This window comes from Streptomyces sp. NPDC051452, from assembly GCF_044454765.1.
In the GTDB taxonomy this organism is placed as follows: domain Bacteria; phylum Actinomycetota; class Actinomycetes; order Streptomycetales; family Streptomycetaceae; genus Streptomyces.
Genome location: NZ_JBITEB010000001.1, coordinates 126,917 through 144,785, shown reverse-complemented (window position 1 = coordinate 144,785; position 17,869 = coordinate 126,917). Strand labels below are relative to the sequence as shown.

Annotated in this window: 13 protein-coding genes; 5 read left to right on the top strand and 8 right to left on the bottom strand. The window is 75.1% G+C overall.

Features of this window, described 5'->3' with window-relative positions; all coding sequences use genetic code 11:
- The first annotated feature begins 125 nt into the window (after positions 1-125).
- The 3 genes from ACIBA9_RS00640 to ACIBA9_RS00630 all read left to right on the top strand — a co-directional run bounded on the left by ACIBA9_RS00640 (position 126) and on the right by ACIBA9_RS00630 (position 3,474).
- On the top strand, positions 126-1,436 hold the full coding sequence (locus ACIBA9_RS00640) for a bifunctional o-acetylhomoserine/o-acetylserine sulfhydrylase (RefSeq protein WP_399359181.1): 1,311 nt from the start codon (positions 126-128) through the stop codon (positions 1,434-1,436).
- Positions 1,437-2,600 (top strand): homoserine O-acetyltransferase, encoded by a 1,164-nt coding sequence (locus tag ACIBA9_RS00635; protein WP_399359180.1) that lies wholly within the window; start codon positions 1,437-1,439, stop codon positions 2,598-2,600.
- Positions 2,601-2,676: 76 nt separating this feature from the next.
- Positions 2,677-3,474 carry an N-formylglutamate amidohydrolase gene (locus ACIBA9_RS00630; protein ID WP_399359179.1) on the top strand — a complete coding sequence of 266 codons (798 nt, stop codon included), beginning with the start codon at positions 2,677-2,679 and terminating at the stop codon, positions 3,472-3,474.
- Between the two features lie 262 nt (positions 3,475-3,736).
- Here the strand turns inward: ACIBA9_RS00630 and ACIBA9_RS00625 are convergent, their stop codons facing one another.
- The 3 genes from ACIBA9_RS00625 to ACIBA9_RS00615 all read right to left on the bottom strand — a co-directional run bounded on the left by ACIBA9_RS00625 (position 3,737) and on the right by ACIBA9_RS00615 (position 6,353).
- Positions 3,737-4,198, bottom strand: a complete 462-nt coding sequence (locus ACIBA9_RS00625; RefSeq protein ID WP_399359978.1) for a hypothetical protein — start codon at positions 4,196-4,198, stop codon at positions 3,737-3,739.
- Positions 4,199-4,293: 95 nt separating this feature from the next.
- Positions 4,294-4,869: an RNA polymerase sigma factor gene (locus ACIBA9_RS00620; protein ID WP_399359178.1), complete on the bottom strand. Its 576-nt coding sequence runs from the start codon at positions 4,867-4,869 to the stop codon at positions 4,294-4,296.
- Between the two features lie 59 nt (positions 4,870-4,928).
- Entirely contained in the window at positions 4,929-6,353 is a 1,425-nt protein-coding gene (locus ACIBA9_RS00615; protein ID WP_399359177.1) for a S8/S53 family peptidase, read from the bottom strand.
- Between the two features lie 74 nt (positions 6,354-6,427).
- On the opposite strand from ACIBA9_RS00615, the gene ACIBA9_RS00610 reads away from it, so the two are divergent.
- Positions 6,428-9,040, top strand: coding sequence for a CHAT domain-containing protein (locus ACIBA9_RS00610; RefSeq protein ID WP_399359176.1), 2,613 nt, complete (start codon positions 6,428-6,430; stop codon positions 9,038-9,040).
- A 69-nt stretch (positions 9,041-9,109) separates the two neighbouring features.
- On the opposite strand, the gene ACIBA9_RS00605 is transcribed toward ACIBA9_RS00610, so the two are convergent.
- Positions 9,110-10,861, bottom strand: a complete 1,752-nt coding sequence (locus tag ACIBA9_RS00605) for a LuxR C-terminal-related transcriptional regulator (RefSeq protein ID WP_399359175.1) — start codon at positions 10,859-10,861, stop codon at positions 9,110-9,112.
- A gap of 94 nt (positions 10,862-10,955) precedes the next feature.
- Here ACIBA9_RS00605 and ACIBA9_RS00600 point away from each other — a divergent pair, with 94 nt between their 5' ends.
- Positions 10,956-12,041, top strand: coding sequence for a M12 family metallopeptidase (locus tag ACIBA9_RS00600; RefSeq protein WP_399359174.1), 1,086 nt, complete (start codon positions 10,956-10,958; stop codon positions 12,039-12,041).
- Between the two features lie 231 nt (positions 12,042-12,272).
- On the opposite strand, the gene ACIBA9_RS00595 is transcribed toward ACIBA9_RS00600, so the two are convergent.
- From ACIBA9_RS00595 to ACIBA9_RS00580, 4 genes are read right to left on the bottom strand one after another with little or no spacing between them, the layout of a single operon-like run.
- Positions 12,273-13,484, bottom strand: coding sequence for an acetyl-CoA carboxylase biotin carboxylase subunit family protein (locus tag ACIBA9_RS00595; RefSeq protein ID WP_399359173.1), 1,212 nt, complete (start codon positions 13,482-13,484; stop codon positions 12,273-12,275).
- Positions 13,481-16,291 (bottom strand): non-ribosomal peptide synthetase, encoded by a 2,811-nt coding sequence (locus ACIBA9_RS00590; RefSeq protein ID WP_399359172.1) that lies wholly within the window; start codon positions 16,289-16,291, stop codon positions 13,481-13,483. Before ACIBA9_RS00590 ends, ACIBA9_RS00595 begins: the two co-directional genes overlap by 4 nt.
- A 16-nt stretch (positions 16,292-16,307) precedes the next feature.
- Complete coding sequence (locus ACIBA9_RS00585) at positions 16,308-17,159, bottom strand: SDR family oxidoreductase (protein WP_362151940.1); 852 nt, start codon at positions 17,157-17,159, stop codon at positions 16,308-16,310.
- Positions 17,156-17,869, bottom strand: coding sequence for a thioesterase II family protein (locus ACIBA9_RS00580; protein WP_399359171.1), 714 nt, complete (start codon positions 17,867-17,869; stop codon positions 17,156-17,158). Before ACIBA9_RS00580 ends, ACIBA9_RS00585 begins: the two co-directional genes overlap by 4 nt.

Below are 17,869 nucleotides of genomic sequence, written 5' to 3'. Positions count from 1 at the left end.
CGTGGTGCGCGCGCCGGTTATTTTGTGACGTCCTCATGTCACGTTTCGTATAGGACTGTTCCGCCCTGCCCGACTGTGCTTACCTCGTCACAAGGCAGCGCCGATCTCTCCGTGCGAGGAGCAGCATGAGCACCCAAGCCGACACCTCCGCCTGGTCGTTCGAGACCAAGCAGATCCATGCCGGTGCAGCGCCCGACCCGGTGACCGGCGCCAGGGCCACGCCGATCTACCAGACGTCGTCGTTCGTCTTCCGGGACACCCGGCACGCGGCCGACCTGTTCTCGCTCGCCGAGCCCGGCAACATCTACACCCGGCTGCACAACCCGACCCAGGACGTCTTCGAGCAGCGGATCGCCGCGCTGGAAGGCGGCGTGGCCGCGGTGGCGCTGTCGTCCGGTCAGGCCGCCGAGACCCTGGCGATCCTCACGCTGGCGGGCGCCGGCGACCACATCGTCTCCAGCCCGTCGCTGTACGGGGGCACGTACAACCTGTTCCGGCACACGCTGCCCAGGCTGGGCATCGAGGTGTCCTTCGTGGCCGACCCGGACGACACCGAGGCCTGGGCGGCGGCGATCCGGCCGAACACCAAGGCGCTGTTCGCCGAGTCGCTGGGCAACCCGCGCGGCAACGTGCTGGACGTACGGGCGGTCGCCGACGTCGCGCACGCGGCGGGCGTCCCGCTGATCGTGGACAACACCGTGCCGACCCCCTATCTGCTGCGGCCCTTGGAGCACGGCGCGGACATCGTCGTGCACTCCGCGACCAAGTTCCTCGGCGGTCACGGCACCACGATCGCGGGCGTGGTGGTGGACGGCGGCACCTTCGACTTCGGCGCGCACCCCGACCGCTTCCGGGACTTCACCGAGCCCGACCCCAGCTACCACGGTCTGCGGTACTGGCCGGCGCTCGGTCCGGGCGCCTTCGCGGTCAAGCTGCGGGTGCAACTGCTGCGCGACCTCGGCCCGGCGCTCGCCCCGCACTCGGCGTTCCTGCTGCTGCAGGGCGTGGAGACGCTGAGCCTGCGCCTGGAGCGGCACACCGCCAACGCGCAGGCTCTCGCCGAGTGGCTGGAACAGCGCGACGAGGTCGCGGTGGTCCACTACCCGGGGCTCCGGTCCAGCCGGTGGTACGAGGCGGGGCAGCGGTATCTGCCCCGCGGGGCCGGTGCCGTCGTCTCCTTCGAGCTGCGGGGTGGCGTGGAGGCGGGCCGGCGGTTCGTCGACGCCGTCGAGCTGTTCAGCCATCTGGCGAACATCGGCGACGTACGCAGCCTGATCATCCACCCGGCGTCCACCACCCACAGCCAGCTGGACGAGGAGCAGCTCACGGCGAGCGGCGCCTCGCCCGGGCTGGTGCGGCTGTCGGTGGGCATCGAGAGCGTGGCCGACCTCAAGGCGGACCTGGAGGCCGGTTTCCGCGCCGCCAAGGACGCGTAGGTGGCCGTCGGCGCGGCCTTCGGGGAGCCCCTGCCGCCGGCCACCGGCGCCTGGCGGGAGGGGGACCCGCCCGGACGGCGGCAGTGGTACACCGCGGAGAAACCGCTGCCGCTGGAGACCGGCGGTGAAGTGCCCGAGGTGCGGCTGGCGTTCGAGACCTGGGGGCGGCTCGCCCCCGACCGTTCCAACGCGGTACTGGTGCTGCACGCGCTCACCGGGGACAGCCATGTCGGCGGGCCCGCCGGACCCGGCCACCCCACCCCCGGCTGGTGGGACGCGCTGCTCGGTCCGGGTCGGCCGCTGGACACCGACCGCTGGTTCGTGGTCGCGCCGAACGTCCTCGGGGGCTGCCAGGGCAGCACCGGGCCGTCCTCCCCGCGCCCGGGTGGCGGGGGCGCCTGGGGCGGCGCCTTCCCGTTCCTCACCCAGCGCGACCAGGTCGCGGCGGAGGCCGGGCTCGCGGACGCGCTCGGCGTCGACCGCTGGGCGCTGGTCGCCGGGGGCTCCATGGGCGGCATGCGGGCGGTGGAGTGGGCGGTGTCGTACCCGGAGCGGACCGACGCGCTGCTGCTGCTCGCGACGACGGCGGCGGCGAGCGCCGAGCAGATCGCGTGGGCGGGCATCCAGGTGGGCGCCATCCGCGGTGATCCGCACTGGCAGGGCGGCGACTACCACGACAGCGGCCGGGGACCGCACACGGGTCTGGGCCTGGCCCGCCGCCTGGCCCATGTCACCTACCGCAGCGAGCCGGAGCTGCGGGTCCGCTTCGGCCGGCTCCCGCAGGAACCGCCAGGCCCCGAGGACCCGCGGGATCCGCTGCGTGGCGGCCGCTACCAGGTGGAGTCCTACCTCGACCATCACGCGGCCAAGCTGATCCGCCGCTTCGACGCGGCCAGCTATGTCGTCCTGACGGAGGCGATGAACGCCCACGACGTCGGCCGGGAGCGCGGCGGGCTGCGTGCCGCCCTCGCCCGGGTGAGCGCGCGCACCCTGGTGGCCGGCGTCGACTCCGACCGTCTCTATCCGCTCGACCAGCAGCGCGAACTGGCCGAGTTGATCCCGGGCGCCGGCCGGCCGCGACTGGTCCGGTCGCCGTACGGGCACGACGGGTTCCTGATCGAGACGGAGCAGGTGGGCGCGTTGGTACGGGAGTTGCTCGGCTGACACGGATGAACCCTCGTCGGTGCCGTGTGACACCTTGGTCCCGTCCCACGCCACCGACGGCCCCCAGGAGCAGCCCGTGCCCGAGTCCGCCCCCGCCCCCTCCTTCGAACTCCTGCCCGGCGGCGCCGAGTCGCCGGTGCTGCTGCACGTGCCGCACTCGGCGCGGACGATTCCCTCGGAGGTGCGCGCCGGCATCGTGCTCGGCGACGCGGAACTGGAACGGGAGCTGGACCACATCACGGACGCGCACACCGCCGAGCTGGCCGAGCGGGCGGCCGCCCTGGCCGGCGTCACGCCCTGGCGGTTCGTGAACCGGCTCTCGCGGCTCGTGGTGGACCCGGAGCGGTTCCCCGACGAGCGGGAGGAGATGCTCGCCGTCGGCATGGGGGCCGTCTACACGCGGACCACCCACCGGGCGGAGCTGCGCCCCGCGGACACCGATCCGCGGCCGCTCGTGGAGCGGTACTTCCGGCCCTATGCCCGGGCCATGACGCGTGCGGTGACGGACCGGCTGGCGGCGACCGGGCGGGCCGTGATCATCGACGTCCACTCGTACCCTTCCGAGCCGCTGCCCTACGAGCTGCACGCGGCCGGACCGCGGCCACCGGTGTGCCTCGGCACGGACGGCTTCCACACCCCGCCGGAGCTGACCCGCGCGGCCCGCGAGGCCTTCGCCGGATGCGGGGGAACGGGCCTGGACAGCCCGTTCGCCGGCACCTACGTACCGCTGGACTTCTACGGCCGTGACGCCCGGGTGGGCGCGCTCATGGTGGAGATCCGCCGCGACACGTACATGGCGGAGCCGGGCGGCCCGTCCGGCCCCGGCCTCGGCCGGCTGGCGTCGGCGCTCGCCGCGCTCGTCGACGCCCTGTGACCCGCCCGCCGGGCGGCACGCCGCACTCCCCGGCGGGACAGCGGCGGGGCGCGTACGACCGGGGAGTGGGCACGCTCACCGGGCAGTCCACGGCGCGGCCCGTGCCCGGGAAGGCATCGGCGCCGCCGGTTGGGGAGACTGATCACCGCCGCCGCACGGTCCGGGCCGCACCGAGCTGACTTGTCGTCAGATAAGCCGGTCGGCACCGCACTTCACGCCGGCCGCCCGGACTGCGGCTGCCGGTGCCGACCGGGTGAGCGGCTCAGGCCCGCAGCCACTCCGTGACGATCACCTGCGCGCCGGTCCGCAGCCGCAGGGCGAACGGGCCGGTCGGCGGGGCGTCGCTGGTGAAACGGCCGAGGGTGTCGACGGCGACCGGCCGGGCCGTCTGCGGGCCGCCCAGTACCTCGACGCGCGCGGGACTGGGCGGCAGCACCTGGCCGATCAGGCCGTCGTCGGTGACCTCGACGTCGACCGTGAGCTCCCCCGCGCGGAAGGTCAGCATGCGTGGCGCGTCCGTGACGCCCCTGACCGGCAGGGCGTCCACGAGGGAGTCGAAGGTCAGTTCGGCGATCCGGGCGTCCAGGTCGTGCAGGGCGTAGGCGTCCAGGGCGAGTTGGCGCAGCGAGTCGGGGACGGGGTCCAGGACGGCGGCCGCCTGGCGCAGTTCCTCCTCCAGCAGTGCGTCCGCGAAGTCGTCCCCGTCCGCGCCGTGCGGGAACAGCCCGAACTCGTCGTGCCCGTTCTCGTCGTGCCCGCTCCCGTCGTACCCGCTCCCGTCGTACCCGTTCTCGTCGGGTCGGTTCTCGTGGTGTCCGTTCACACCGCACCTCGTGCGTCCATCCGGGCCCGCAGGCGGCGCAGACAGCGCTGGCGCAGCGGTCCGATGCTGCCGACCGCGATGCCGAGCGCGGCCGAGATCTCCACATAGCTGGGTGGCGGGGAAGCCATCAGCACGCGCAGCAACTGCCGGCACCGGTCGCCCAGGCCGTCCAGTTCCAGCCACAGCCGGCGGACCCGCTCGGCCCGGTCCGCCGCCTCTTCCGACTCGATCAGCGACTCCTCCGGCGTCCGCTCCTCGCTGGCCCGGTCCAGGACCTGCGGATCGTCGGTGAGCGTCAGCCGGGTCAGGCTCCTGAGCACCTTCAGGCACTCGTGCCGGGCCGTACTGGCCAGCCACGACGCGGCCTTGTCGGGTTCGCGGATCCGGCCCAGGTGCTGGGCGAAGCGGAACCAGACGGTCTGATAGACCTCGTGGCCGTCGGCGTCGGAGAGCCGGTAGGCGCGCACGATCGACCACACCAGCGGGCTCATGCCTTCCACCAGCGCCTTCCAGGCCGCGGCGTCCCCGTCGACGGCGGACTGGACCAACTCCCCGACCTCTGCTCGGTCCACGGCTCCACCCCTTGTGTACGGGATGTCATCGTACGCCGCGGAGCCTGCGCTCTTGGACCTCACGCGGGCACCGCCGGGGTCGCGAGGGGGACCGGGCGCCAGGTGGGCGGGCGCAGTGCCGGGACGTGCGCCCCGCGCACCTCGGCCCGGCCGGCCGTCTCCACGAGCAGCCGGGCGGCGGCCGTGCGCGGGGCCCGGTCCCGGCGGGCCGTCAGCCGCGCGGCCACGAGCCCGGCGACCACCGGGGTCGCGAAGGAGGTGCCGCTCCACTGGGCGAGCCCGTCGAACATCACCTGGTCCGGCTTGCCCCCGGTGCTCTCGCGCCCCTCGCTCAACACGCCGGTGTGGCGCGGGAACTGGCAGGTGCAGGCGTAGCCGAAGCCGAACCGGCAGGCATCGTAGGTGGAGTGCTGGTAGAGATACGGCACGGGGGTGTCGAAGCCGGTGAGGGCGCTGGTGAGGCGCTCGCCGGGGGCGTAGACCCGGACCCAGGGGCCGTGGTTGCTGAAGCAGGCCTCGGTGTCGCCGTCCGCGCGCAGCGCGCCGACCGACAGCACGCAGTCCGCGTACTCGGGCAGCGCGGCGTAGGCGGCGGGCCAGAACGGTGTGTCACCGCCGTTATTGCCAGCCGCGGCCACCAACAGGGTGCGACGGGAGCGCAGTTCCCGCATGAAGGCGTCCAGACCGATCAGACCCTCGGTACCGTCGGTGGGCGTGCCCGCGGAGAGGCTGATGACGTCGGGCCAGCCGTCCCGGTCCACGGCCTCGAAGAGCTTGGCGCCGAACTCGGACTCCAGCACGGCGCCGGCGTCGTTCAGCAGGCCGCTCACGGTGAGGGTGGCTTCGGGCGCGAGGGCCGCCAGGATGCCGGCGATGAACGTGCCGTGTCCGACGTACTGGTGGAGCAGGCCGTCGCCGTCGGTCTCGTGCAGCTGGGCGTCACCCGTGGTGCGGGCGAGGAGCGGGTAGGAACGGTGGTCGTGCACGAGACCGTTGTCGACCACCAGGACCCGCACGGGGCGGTCCGGGTGGCGGCCGCCGTGCGCCGGGGCGGGGTTGGCCGCCTCGGTGCGGGCGACCGGCACCGGCTCGTCGCCGGGGCAGGCGTTGACGGCGATGTGCACCACGTGGTTACGGCCCACCAGCCGGCGGCCGCCACGGCCCTCCGCCTCCCGCAGGGCACGCAGGGCGTGCGGCACGGTGTCCTCTCCCCCGTCCGGGTCGCCGACCCGGATGCGTGTGACACCGCCGCGGTTGGTCCGCGGGCCCGCGGGGCGGACGTGCTCGGGGAACAGCCCCGGGGTCGCGGTGAAGTGGGCGCGCACGGCGTCCTCCACCAGCAGGGCCTCCTCGCCGTCCCGGGCGAGGACGACCCCCCGCTCGTACAGGAAGTGGGCGTCCTCGTCCGGGCCCATGGCCAACGGGACGCCGGGCATCGAACGCTGGATGTGGTCGAACTGCTCGTGGAAGCGCTGTGGCGCCATGTCGTGTCCTCCCCCTCAAGACGGTTCGACAGTCAGAGCCGCCGGACCACCGTCTGATACAACAGGCCACTACCATGCGAGGCGTGACGGCGGGAAGCGAGTCGGTTCTCGAATTGCTGCCCCTGGTGTTCGCCGATCCCGGCGAGGCCCGGGCACGCGCGGAGCGGGTACTCGAGGCCGCCGCGCCGCCGCTGCACGCCAGCGTCGCCCACCAGGTGCTTGGGATCTGGCAGCGGGACTTCGGTGACCTGCGGGTCGCGCTGCGGCATCTGCGGCGGGCCCGGGACCTGGCAGCGCGCGCGGATTCGGCCGACCGGGAGGCCGACGTGCTCGCGACGCTGGGGGTCGCACTGGTGCACGCGGGGCGCACGCGGCAGGGGCTCGCGTCGTTCGAGCGGGGAGTCGCGCGGGGTACCGGGCACACCCGGGCCCGCGTGCTGTACCGGCGGGCGTACGTGTGGTGGGTGCTGGGGCACCACCGGGAGGCGCTGGAGGACGTGCGGCGGGCACTGCCGGTGCTGCGACAGGTCGCCGACGACATCTGGACCGCGCGGGCGCTGACCCTGCGGGCCACCGTGCATCTGGCCCTCGGCGCGGTGGACCGGGCGGACGCGGACTTCGCGGCGGCCGAGCGGCTGTGGGACACCACCGGCCAGGAGCACGACAAGGCGGACGCGGTGGAGAGCCGGGGACTCGCCGCGTTCCGCTCCGGGGACATCCCGGCGGCGCTGCGGCTGCTGGACGAGGCCGAGGAGCGGTACGCGAAGCTCGGCACGCCGACCTACATGCTCTCCGTGCGGCGCTGCGAGGTGCTGATGGCGGCCGGACTGGCCCCGGAGGCGCTGGCCGAGGCGGACGCGGCGACGGCGCTGCTGGACCGGATCGGCGGGCAGTCCACCCGCAAGGCGGAGCTGCTGCTCGCGGCCGCGTGGGCGGCCCGCTCGGCCGGGGACGCCCACACCGCGATCGCCCGTGCCGCCGTCGCCGTACGGCTGTTCGCGGCGCAGCGACGGGTGTGGTGGGAGACCCATGCGCGGCTGGTGCTGATCGGGGCGCGGGTGGCGGCCGGGCGCCGGTCGGGGCGGCTGGTGGCGGACGCGGCGGCGGTCGCCGAGCGGCTGGCCGGCTTCGGCTCGCCCGCGGCGCCCGAGGCGTCGCTCCTCGCGGGCCGGATCGCGCTCTCGCTCGGCTGGACGGCGGACGCGGAGCGGCATCTGGCGGTGGCCGCGCGCAGCCGGCACGGCGGGCCGCCCACCGCCCGGGTGACCGGCTGGGCGGCGCAGGCGCTCAGGGCGCGGGCGGCCGGTTCCCGGCGGGGGGTGCTGGAGGCCTGCCGGCGTGGTCTGGACGTGCTGGACGACCACCGGATGACCCTGGGCGCCTCGGAGTTGCGTGCCCATGTGACCGCGCAGGGTGCCGAACTGGCGGCGCTGGCACAGGAGGTGAGCCTCGACCAGGGCGGTCCGCGGCGGCTGCTGGCGTGGAGCGAGCGGTGGCGGGCGACCGTGCTGTCCGCGCCGCCGACCCGGCCGCCCGACGATCCGGCGCTGCTGAGCGGTCTGACCGCCTACCGGGAGATAGCCGCCCGCGCCGAGGGCGCCCGGATGCAGGGCCGCCCGGTGCCGGCGCTGGAGCGCGAACAGCGGCGCCTGGAAGGGGAGATCCGCTCCCGCACCCGCCATATGCGCGGGGCCGCGCCCGGCACCGGGGACCGCTTCGACGCGGGCCGGCTGCTGGACCGCCTCGGTACCGGCCGACTGGTCGAACTGGCCGTCGTGGACGGTCGGGTGCACGTCCTGCTGTGCGGGCAGGGGAGGGTACGGCGGTTCGACGGCGGGTCGCTGGCCGAGGCGGTGGCCGAGGCGGAGCACGTGCAGGCCGGGCTGCGCCGGCTCGCCCACCCCGGGGCGGAGGCGCGGCTGCCGCTGGTGGAGGCGGCGGGCGCGCGGCTACAGGAGCTGCTGCTGGGCGGGGCGGCGGCGCATCTCGGTGCGGGGCCGGTGGTGATCGTGCCGCCGGGGGCGCTGCACCGGGTGCCCTGGGCGTTGCTGCCCGCGCTGCGGGAGCGGGTGCTCAGCGTGTCGCCGTCGGCGGGCAGCTGGCTGCGCGCCCGGGAGACGCGGCCGCCGTCGGACGGCCGGACCGTGCTGGTGCGCGGCCCGGGCCTGGCGACCGGTGGTGGCGAGGTGGTGGAGCTGGCGGGCCGGTACGGCACGGCGACGGTCCTGGAGGGGGACGACGCCCAGGTGCCCCGGGTGCTGGCGGAGCTCGACGGCGCGGGTCTCGCGCACCTGGCGGCGCACGGCACGTTCCGCGCGGACAGCCCGCTGTTCTCCGCGCTGCGGATGGCCGACGGTCCGCTGATCGTCCACGACTTCGAGCGGCTCGCCCGCAGCCCGCACCGGATCATCCTCTCCAGCTGCGACACCGCCCGCCTCGCCTCGGTCGGTGCCGATGAACTCCTGGGCCTGGTCACGGCGTTGCTGCCGTTGGGCACGGCCGGGGTGGTGGCGAGCAGCGCACCGGTCAACGACGCGGCGGTCGTCCCGCTGATGCTCGCCCTGCACCGGGGCCTGGCCGCCGGCCTCTCGCTGGCCGAGGCCCTCCGAGACGCCCGCGCCACCCTCCCGTCGGACGCCACCCACCAGGCGACCGGCTGGGCCTTCGCGGCGTTCGGCGCGGCTTGAGCCACGGAGACGTCCCGGCCACGGCCCCGCGCCGGGCACCACGGCTGGGCAAGGGGGCCGGTGCGGTCCCTACGCCGGCCCGGCGACCCGCTGCTCCACCAGTCGGGGCAGCGCCTCCCGGTCCCCCGTCCCGAGCCGCGTGTAGGCGCCGTACAGATGGTTCCCCACCGTTCGCACGGACAGGGTCAGCCGCTCGGCGATCTCCCGGTTGCTGAGTCCCGCCGCCGCCAGCGTGACGATCTGCCGTTGCCGGGAGGTGAGTTCGTCCAGGGTGAGCCCGGCCAGCGCCGGTGTGCGCGCGCCCTGGCACCGCCCGGCCAGGGCGAGCGCACGGGTGCGCGACCGCCGCGCGGCCCGGGGATCGCGGTGCGCCCGCACGGCCTGAGCGTGTGCCTCCGCGGCGAACAGCAGCAGCCCGCGCTCCTGTAGCGCCTCGGCCGCCAGGTCCAGGGCGGTCCCGTCGCCGTGGGCGAGCGCTTCGGCGTGCCGGGCGAGGACGCTGCCCGCGGGCAGCCGCCCCGCGGCAGGTTCGGGGACACCGAGGCGCACGGCCTCGTAGAGGACGTGCACCTCGTCACCGCCGGTCCCGGCGGCCCGCCCGCGTGTGCCCACCGCCTCGTCCGACCGGCCCTCGGCGCACCGCAGTTCGAACCGGCAGCCGGGATCGTCCGGCGACCGCCGCAGCCCCTCGCGAGCCCAGGCCGCGGCGTCCCGCACCTCGCCGCGCAGCCGTGCGTACCGGGCCCGTACGGCGGCGTAGCCGGGCGGCAGCGGCATGCCCTCCGCCACCAGCCACTCCCCCACCGGCGTGGGCACCGGCCGCACGTCCAGCCGCTCGATCCGCTCCACGAGAGTGCGCCGTTCGGCGTCCAGGGCAGCGCCGTACGCGTCCGCGGCGGGGGCCAGCCCCCGGGCTCGCAGGTGGCCGGTCGTGGCGCGCAGAGCCGGGCCGTGCAGGGGGTGGGCGAGGGTGACGGCACCCCGGTCGTCCACCTCGATCAGGCCGTCCGCCTCCAGGAGTTCCAGGACGCCGAGGTCGAGACCGGCCATCGGCAGCGGCAACGGCTCGGCGAAGGCCAGGCGTTCGAGGGTGGCACGCTCGCCGGGGGCGGAGCGCGCCAGGAGCGGGGCGAGGCGCTCCCGCACGGCCGGGGTGACGGGCAGCGGTCCGCGCCAGGCCCGTGCGTCGGTGCCCTCCACGGGCGTGAGCCGGCCGTCGGCGGCGAGCGCGCCCACCAGGTCCCGGAGCAACCGCAGGTCCCCCCGGCACACCCGGTGCAGACGGCCGGCCGTCAGGGGTTCCAGCCCCGCCGCGGCGAGCAGGCGCGCGGTGTCCTCGCGGGGCAGCGGGGCGAGGGCCAGCCGGGGCAGCAGTTCGCCGGTCCACAACCGTGCCACCGCGCCCGGTGCGGGCACCTCGTCCACCGCGGCCACGAGCAGGCGGGTGCGTCCGTGCGCGGCGAGCTGGTGGACCAGGGCGGCGGAGGCCTCGTCCAGCAGGTGGGCGTCGTCCACGACGAGCAGCCGTACCGAGCGCAGGAGCCGGACCGCGTCGTGCAGGGAGACGGTGTCGGGAAGCAGGTGCGCGAAGGCCGCGAAGGGCAGGCCCCGCGCCTCGGGGGTGCCGGTCACACGGGTGTGGTCCGCGCCCCGGACCGCCTCCGTGAGCAGCCGGGTCTTGCCGTGCCCCGCCGGGCCGGTCACGACGATGCCGTCCCGCGTGGTGCTCAGCGCCTCGCGCACCAGCGCCAGTTCGTCCTGCCGGCCGGTGAACGGCCAGGACGGCTGCAGTGTCTTCGTGTGCTGCCGGAAAGTCCTCACGTCATCGGGAGCGCGCCTACTCGGATTTGATACAGGGGTACTTGAGTAGCCCCCGACTCAGGCGCCCGGCACCGGCGGCGGGCACGCTGGCCGCATGACCCGACGCCTGTGCTCGCTTCCTCGGCAGCCGGCCCCGTCCTTCGCGGCGGGGCTGACGGCCGAGCGGCTGGGCGCGCTGCTCGCCGGGCGGCGGATGTGGGTCAACGGCACCGTCCTGCACTACTGCTTCCTCGACGCCGGCTCCGACGCCTCGGTGATCCCGGTTCCCGGGACCGGGGAACCTCGCCGGGTGCCGTGGGCGGGGAGCGAGGCGCAGCGGGAGGTGGTGCGCGAGTGCTTCCGCGAGTGGCGGGGCCTGGGCATCGGCGTCCGCTTCGCCGAGGTCGGCGACCGGGACGAGGCGGAGCTGCGGATCGGCTTCCAGACCGGTGCCGGTTCCTGGTCGGCGGTGGGCCGGGAGGCGCTGTCGGTCGGCCGGGGGGAGCGCACGATGAACCTCGGCTGGGACGTGACCGCGGCGGGGGAACGCGGGACCGTCCTGCACCAGATCGGGCACGCGCTCGGCATGGTGCACGAGCACCAGAGCCCGTTCGCCGGGCTGCACTGGGACGACGAGGCCGTGTACGCCGAGCTGGCGGGGCCGCCGAACTTCTGGAGCCGGCAGACGACGTACACCAATGTGCTGCGCACGCTGGAGGCCGGTGAGGCGAGCGGCTCGGTGTGGGACCCGCAGTCGGTCATGGCGCTGCCGTTCGGGCCGGGGCTGGTGCTGGAGCCGGAGCGGTACCGCGCGGGGCTTGCCCCGTCCGGCACACCGTCCCCGGCCGACAAGGAGTTCGGCTTGCGCTGGTATCCGTCGGCCGGCTGCGACCGGCCGGCCGCGCTGGTGCCGTTCCGGTCGGTCCCGCTGGGTCTGGGCCCGGCGGAGCAGGCCGACTTCACCGTCGAGCCGTCGGAGACCCGCGAGTACACCGTGGGCACCTTCGGCGAAGCCGACACCGTACTCGTGGTCTTCGAGGAGCGCGACGGGGAACCGCGCTTCCTCGCAGGCCACGATGACGGCGGCTGCCCGGACAACGCCGTTGTCGGGGTGCGGCTTGTCAAGGGCCGCCGCTATGTCGTCCGGGTCCGCCTGTACTCCACCTGGGGCTCGGGAGAGACCGCGATCATGTGCTGGTGACGGCACACGGACGACGAGGACCACGGTCCGCCGCCGGGGGGAACGGCCGCGGACGTCACCCCACGGGGGAGGTGACGTCCGCGGCCACACCGGCCGTCGCGGGCCGCCCACATGAGCGCCCGGCGTCCATCGGCCCGGCGTCCATCGACTCGACGTCCGCCGACTTGCCCCCACCGACCCGGCGTCCGTCGACCGGGGTCCGGAACCTGTGCCCGGACCCCGCGTCGGACCTCACAGGGTCCGCAGCACCTCCAGGCCGACGGCTTCGGCCGCCTTGTCCAGATCCGCGCGGCACTGCTCGGCGCTCTCCGCCGCCACGGTGATCAGCGCGTACCGCCCGGACACATGACCGTTCGGGGGGAGTCTGAGTTCCTGGCCCGGCAGGGCGATCGCCTCCGCCGAGTCCACCGAGCCGGGCAGCGCGCCCGGCTCGACGCGCACCTCGCGTGCGATGCAGTCCGCCTCCGGATACAGGAACCGCACGGCCGCGACCCGGCGCTCGCGTGCCGTCAGCTCCGGCCGCCGCCCGCAGGCCACCTGGGCGGCGGCCCGTGCCGCGTCGACGCCGAGCGCGAGCCGCCCGATGTCGGGGATGCGGTCGCCGCCGATACGGGCGTTGATCTCGACGATCCTCGGGCCGTCCGAGGTCAGCCGAAGCTCGGTATGGGTCCATCCGGTGGTGAAGCCCACCGCCGTGTGCGCCGCCTGGACCACCTCGAGCAGCCGGGGGTCCGACAGCAGCGGGTCCCAGCCGTCGACCAGGTGCCCGGTCTCCTCGAAGTAGGGCGGGAAGCCGCATTCCTTGCGGGCGACGAACGCCGGTGTCATACGGCCCTCGTGCCAGGCGGCGTCCACACTGATCTCGGGTCCGTCCAGGTACTCCTCCACCAGGACGTCCCCGGGGGCCACCTCCATCGCCCCGGGCGCGGTGGCCGCCCGGGCGAGACGGAAGGAGCGGGCCAGCGCGTCGGCCGACCCGACCTTCACCACGCCCGTACTGGCGTTCAGGGCGCGGGGTTTGAGCACCAGCGGGTAGCCCACCCGGGCCGCCGCGGCGCGCGCCTGCGGCAGCGACGTCACCAGGATGGACCGGGCCTGCGGCACCCCGGCGCGGTCCAGGGCCTCGCGGGTGGCCCGTTTGTCCCGGCAGCGCAGGGCCGCCTCGGGCGGCGTGCCCGGCAGTCCGAGGGCGGCGGCCAGCCCGGCGGTCTGCACCACCCGGGTGTCGTCCCAGGTGAGCACGGCCTCGCAGGTGAGCGTCCGGGCGGCTTCCCGTAGCGCCGTGACGTCCGAGGTGTCGACCACGGTGTGTCCGCTCAGGTACGGCGTCTCCCAGGTCGGCGCCCGGTCGGCGAGCAGATGGATGTCGTACTCCTCGGCCACGGAACGCAGCAGGTAGGCCCGGTAGGCTCGGGATCCGGCGCCGATCAGCAGGAGGGTCATGTGCGGGCCTCCGCCCCTTCGAGGACCGCGGTGAGGGCGGTCACCGTGCGGTGCAGATACAGCTGGGGCAGCGGGAACGTGGGCAGCCCCTGTTCCCGCATCGCCGCCAACAGCCGTACGCCGAGCAGGGAGTTGCCGCCGAGGGCGAAGAAGTCGTCGTCGGGTCCGACCCGGAAGCCGAAGAGCTTCTCCCACACCGCGCGCAGCCGTGACGCGAGGTCGTCGCCGGCCGCCTCGGGCACGGCGGGGCCCTGGTCGCCGAGCGGCAGGGGCAGCCGGGCGGTGTCGACCTTGCCGTTGGGGGTCAGCGGCAGGGCCGACAGCGCGGTGAGGGTGGACGGGACCATGTGGTCCGGCAGGAAGCGGGCCGCGTGCCGCCGTACGTCCTGGACGTCGCCGGTGAGGGCACCGTCGGCACGGAAGACGACGTAGCCGTCCAGCCGGGCCCCGGCCGTGTCGCCGTCGGTGCCCTCGCGCAGCACCACGGCCGCCGCGTCGACCGCCGGCGCGTCGAGCAACCGGGCCCGGATCTCGTCCAGTTCGATACGGAAGCCGCGCAGCTTCACCTGGTTGTCGAGACGGCCGAGGTGTTCCAGCCGGCCGTCGGGCAGCAGCCGCCCGCGGTCGCCGCTGCGGTACATGAGTCCGGGCGCGTGCGGGTCGGGCAGGAAGCGCTGCTCGGTCAGCTCGGGACGGTTGAGGTACCGGCCGGCCACGCCGTGGCCGCCGACGTAGATCTCGCCGGGGACGCCGGGCGGCAGCTCGCGGCCCTCGGGATCGAGGACGTAGACGTGCCAGCCGGGCAGGGGGCGGCCGACGGAACGGGAGCCGGTGAGTGCCTCGCGGCGGGTGACGGTCTGCGCGGTGACGTGCACGGTGGTCTCGGTGATGCCGAACATGTTGACGAGCCGGCACTCCTCCTCGGGGTGGCGGTCCTGCCAGAACCTCAGGGGGCGGGTGTCCAGGGGTTCACCGCCGAAGACGACCAGGCGCACGGAGGCGGAGACCGGCTCGTCCCGGTCCACCCGCATCAGCTGCGCGAAGGCGCTCGGGGTCTGGCTGAGCACGGTGACCCGCTCGGCGGCGAGCAGCGCGGCGAACCGCGCGGGGTCCCGCGACGCCCAGTACGGTACGACGACCAGCCGGCCGCCGGTCATCAGGCAGCCCCAGATCTCCCACACGGAGAAGTCGAACGCGCTGGAGTGGAAGAGCGTCCACACGTCGTCGGTGCCGAGCCCGAAGTCGTCCTTGGTGGCGGCGAGCAGTGCGGCGACGTTGCGGTGCGGTACGACGACGCCCTTGGGCCGGCCGGTGGATCCCGAGGTGTAGATGACGTAGGCCGGGGCGTCGGCCGGCGGATCGGCGGCGGTGTCCGGTTGCCCGTCGGCGGCCAGGGCGCGGGGCGGTACGAGCCGTACCCCGTCGGTGTGGGGGAACGCCTCGGACTCGGTGACCACCAGACGCGGTGCGGCGTCCTCGGTGGTGTAGGCGAGCCGTTCCTCCGGATAGGCGGGGTCCATCGGGACGTAGGCGGCGCCCGCCTTGAGCACGGCGAGCAGCACCACGACGAGATCGAGGGAGCGGTCGAGGCAGACGCCGACCCGGTCGCCGGGGCGCACGCCCAGCCGCCGCAGCCCGGCGGCGCCTCGGGCCGCCTCCTCGTCGAGCTGCCGGTAGGTCAGGGTGCGGTCCTCGAAGGTGACGGCGGGCGCGTCGGGGGTGCGCCGTGCCCAGCCGCGTACGGTCTGCTCGATCCGCTCGTCGGGCGCCGGGGCCGGGGTCTTGAGGCCTCCGAGCCGGGCCAGGGCGTGACGCTGGGCGTCGTCGAGGAGGGCGAGGGCGGTGAGCGGGGTGTCGGGGTCGGCCGCGACCAGGGACCGGTGGGCGGTGGCGAGCATGCCGGAGAGCCAGCGCACCGTCTCGTCGCCGAAGGCGGAGCGGCGGTAGCGGCAGGTGCCGGTGAGGACGGTGGAACCGTCGTCGGCGAGGTGCACCGTCAGGTGGTGCGGGGGCGCGAGGAAGGGCCGGACGTCGATGGTCTCGGCCTTCACGCCCTCGCCGGTGAGTGCCTCGGGCGCGTCCGTGGTGAACAGGCCGACCGCGGGGGCGGGGCCGGGTGCCGGGACGGCCCGCCGGACGCGTTCGAGGTACTGGCCGACCGTCGGTGCCCCTTCGGTGCTGAGGGTGAGGGCGTGTTCCGGGTCCACGCCGAGCACCACCTCCTCGCGGCCGGTGCAGCGTGCCAGGACCAGGCCGAGCGCGGCCCGCAGGGTGAGTGCGGCGGGCAGGGCGCCGTCGGCGGGCACCGTGAAGGCGTGCTCGCCGGTGGCCGGGTCGCCGGCCGTGCCGCATCCCCACACGGGGGGCTCCGCCCGGTCGAGGGCGTTCAGTGCCGCCCGCAGCCGCTCGCCGTGCTCCGCCGTGGCCGCGCCGGCCGGAGCCGCTCCCCCACCCGCCGGGGCCACCTCCGGCGGGGTGGTGTCGGCGAGTACCGCCCGGGCCAGGTCGTAGGGGTCGGCCAGGACCGCGCGGTGGGCGACCACGACCAGGTCGGCCACCTGGTCCGTGTACCGCAGCAGCACCGCGCGCAGGCCGGGGCCGGTGCGCGGGTCGGCGGAGCGGGACAGTTCGCGCTCCCGGTGCAGGGCGGCGACCTCGCTGTCCGCGCCGCCCGGTACGTCCTCCACCCACAGCCGGGCGCCGCTCACGGCGTGCGCCAGGGCGCGGCCGAGCCGCCGTGGGTCGGCCCCGGTGTGCACGCGGAGCGCCATCGACCGGCACAGCCGGTCGGTGTCGGTGTTCGTCATCGCGTTTCCTCCCCCGTCATCGGCTGGTGAATCCGCCGTCGACCGTCACGGTCGTGCCGGTCACCTGGCGTGCGGCGTCGGAGCCGAGCCATACGGCGGCCCCCGCCACGTCCTCCGGTTCGATCAGCCGGTTCATGGGCTGGGCCGCCACGAAGGTCTCCTCGTGTTCCTCGACCGGCACCTCGAGGGACCGGGCGATCTCCGTGAGCATGCGGCCCTCGGCGGCGTCGTCGTCGCGCACCGAGCCCGGGCACAGGGCGTTGACCCGCACCCCGTACGGCGCGAGGTCCAGGGCGGCCGCCTTGGTCAGCCCGACGAGGGCGTGCTTGGCCGTCACGTATCCCGCGAAATGGCGGTAGCCGACCAGGCCGGCGGTGGAGGCGACGTTGATGACGCTGCCGGAACGGCGACCGGTCATGGCCGCGCCCACGGACCGGATCATGCGCCAGGCGCCCGAGACGTCGATGTCGAGCATCAGGTCCCACTCGTCGGGCGCGATGTCGTGCACCGTCTTGCCCGAAGGGGCGGCGATCCCGGCGTTGTTGAGCAGTACGTCGATCCTGCCGAACCGGTCCAGGGCGCTGTCGACCACCGCGCGCACGGCGTCCAGGTCCCGGACGTCCGCCTCCGCGGTGATCACCGTGGTCCCGGGGCCCTGCTCGCGGCAGAGCCTTGCGGTGTGCGCGAGTTGGCCGGGGGTGCCCAGCGGGTAGGGCACCCCGTCCAGGTCGTGGCCGATGTCGGTGAGCAGCAGGTCGGCCCCGGCCCGGGCGTAGGCCAGCGCGCACGCCCGGCCGATGCCGCGGGCCGCGCCCGTGACGATCGCGGCCTTGCCGGCGAGGGCGCCGGCGGTGAGCACCGGGCTCATCGCAGGACTCCCGGTGCGGCGAGTTCGGCGTCCAGGAGCCGGACCAGGCCGACGGGCGAGTCCACCAGGTACATGTGTCCGCCGGGCAGTTCGACCTGCCGGCAGCCGGCGGTGGTGGACGCCTCCCACTCGGCGGCCTGCTCCCGGGAGACCAGTTCGTCGCTCTCCCCGCGCACCGAGATCACCGGGACCGCCAGTGGTTTCTGCGAGGGCGCCCGGTAGTTCTCGTGCATCTCGACGTCGGCGCGCAGCGGCGGCAGCAGCATCTCCCGCAGGTCGGGGTGTTCGAGGGCGGGATGGGAGTAGCCGGCGAAGTCCCGCACCTGGCGCAGGAACTCGTCGTCGCTCAGGCCGGTGGCGCGGGTCTCCCGCCGGGTCCAGGGGCCGGGGGAACCGGAGACGAACAGCTTGACCACCTCGGGCCGGCCGAGCGCGGTGATGCGGTGTGCCATCTCGTAGGCGAGGACCGCGCCGAGGCTGTGCCCGAAGAGGGCGACGGCCGGGCTGCCGGCGATCTGGTCGAGCACGGACGGCAGCAGGTCGTCCACCGCCGCGAGGACGTCGGTGTACGGCTCCTCGCCGAACCGCTCCTCCCGGCCGGGCAGTTGGACGGGGGTGATGACGACGGTGTCGCTGCCGTACTCCTGGCAGCGGCGGAACGCGGAGGCGCCGGCGCCCGCGAAGGGGAAGCACAGGACGGGTATCGGCAT

Bases quoted from the DNA above. Each gene is read 5' to 3' on its own strand.
- ACIBA9_RS00640 (WP_399359181.1), top strand. From the start codon at position 126: ATGAGCACCCAAGCCGACACCTCCGCCTGGTCGTTCGAGACCAAGCAG.
- ACIBA9_RS00615 (WP_399359177.1), bottom strand. From the start codon at position 6,353: ATGGCGCCACAGCGCTTCCACGAGCAGTTCGACCACATCCAGCGTTCG.
- ACIBA9_RS00610 (WP_399359176.1), top strand. From the start codon at position 6,428: ATGCGAGGCGTGACGGCGGGAAGCGAGTCGGTTCTCGAATTGCTGCCC.
- ACIBA9_RS00600 (WP_399359174.1), top strand. From the start codon at position 10,956: ATGACCCGACGCCTGTGCTCGCTTCCTCGGCAGCCGGCCCCGTCCTTC.
- ACIBA9_RS00595 (WP_399359173.1), bottom strand. From the start codon at position 13,484: ATGACCCTCCTGCTGATCGGCGCCGGATCCCGAGCCTACCGGGCCTAC.
- ACIBA9_RS00590 (WP_399359172.1), bottom strand. From the start codon at position 16,291: ATGACGAACACCGACACCGACCGGCTGTGCCGGTCGATGGCGCTCCGC.
- ACIBA9_RS00585 (WP_362151940.1), bottom strand. From the start codon at position 17,159: ATGAGCCCGGTGCTCACCGCCGGCGCCCTCGCCGGCAAGGCCGCGATC.
- ACIBA9_RS00580 (WP_399359171.1), bottom strand. From the start codon at position 17,869: ATGCCGATACCCGTCCTGTGCTTCCCCTTCGCGGGCGCCGGCGCCTCC.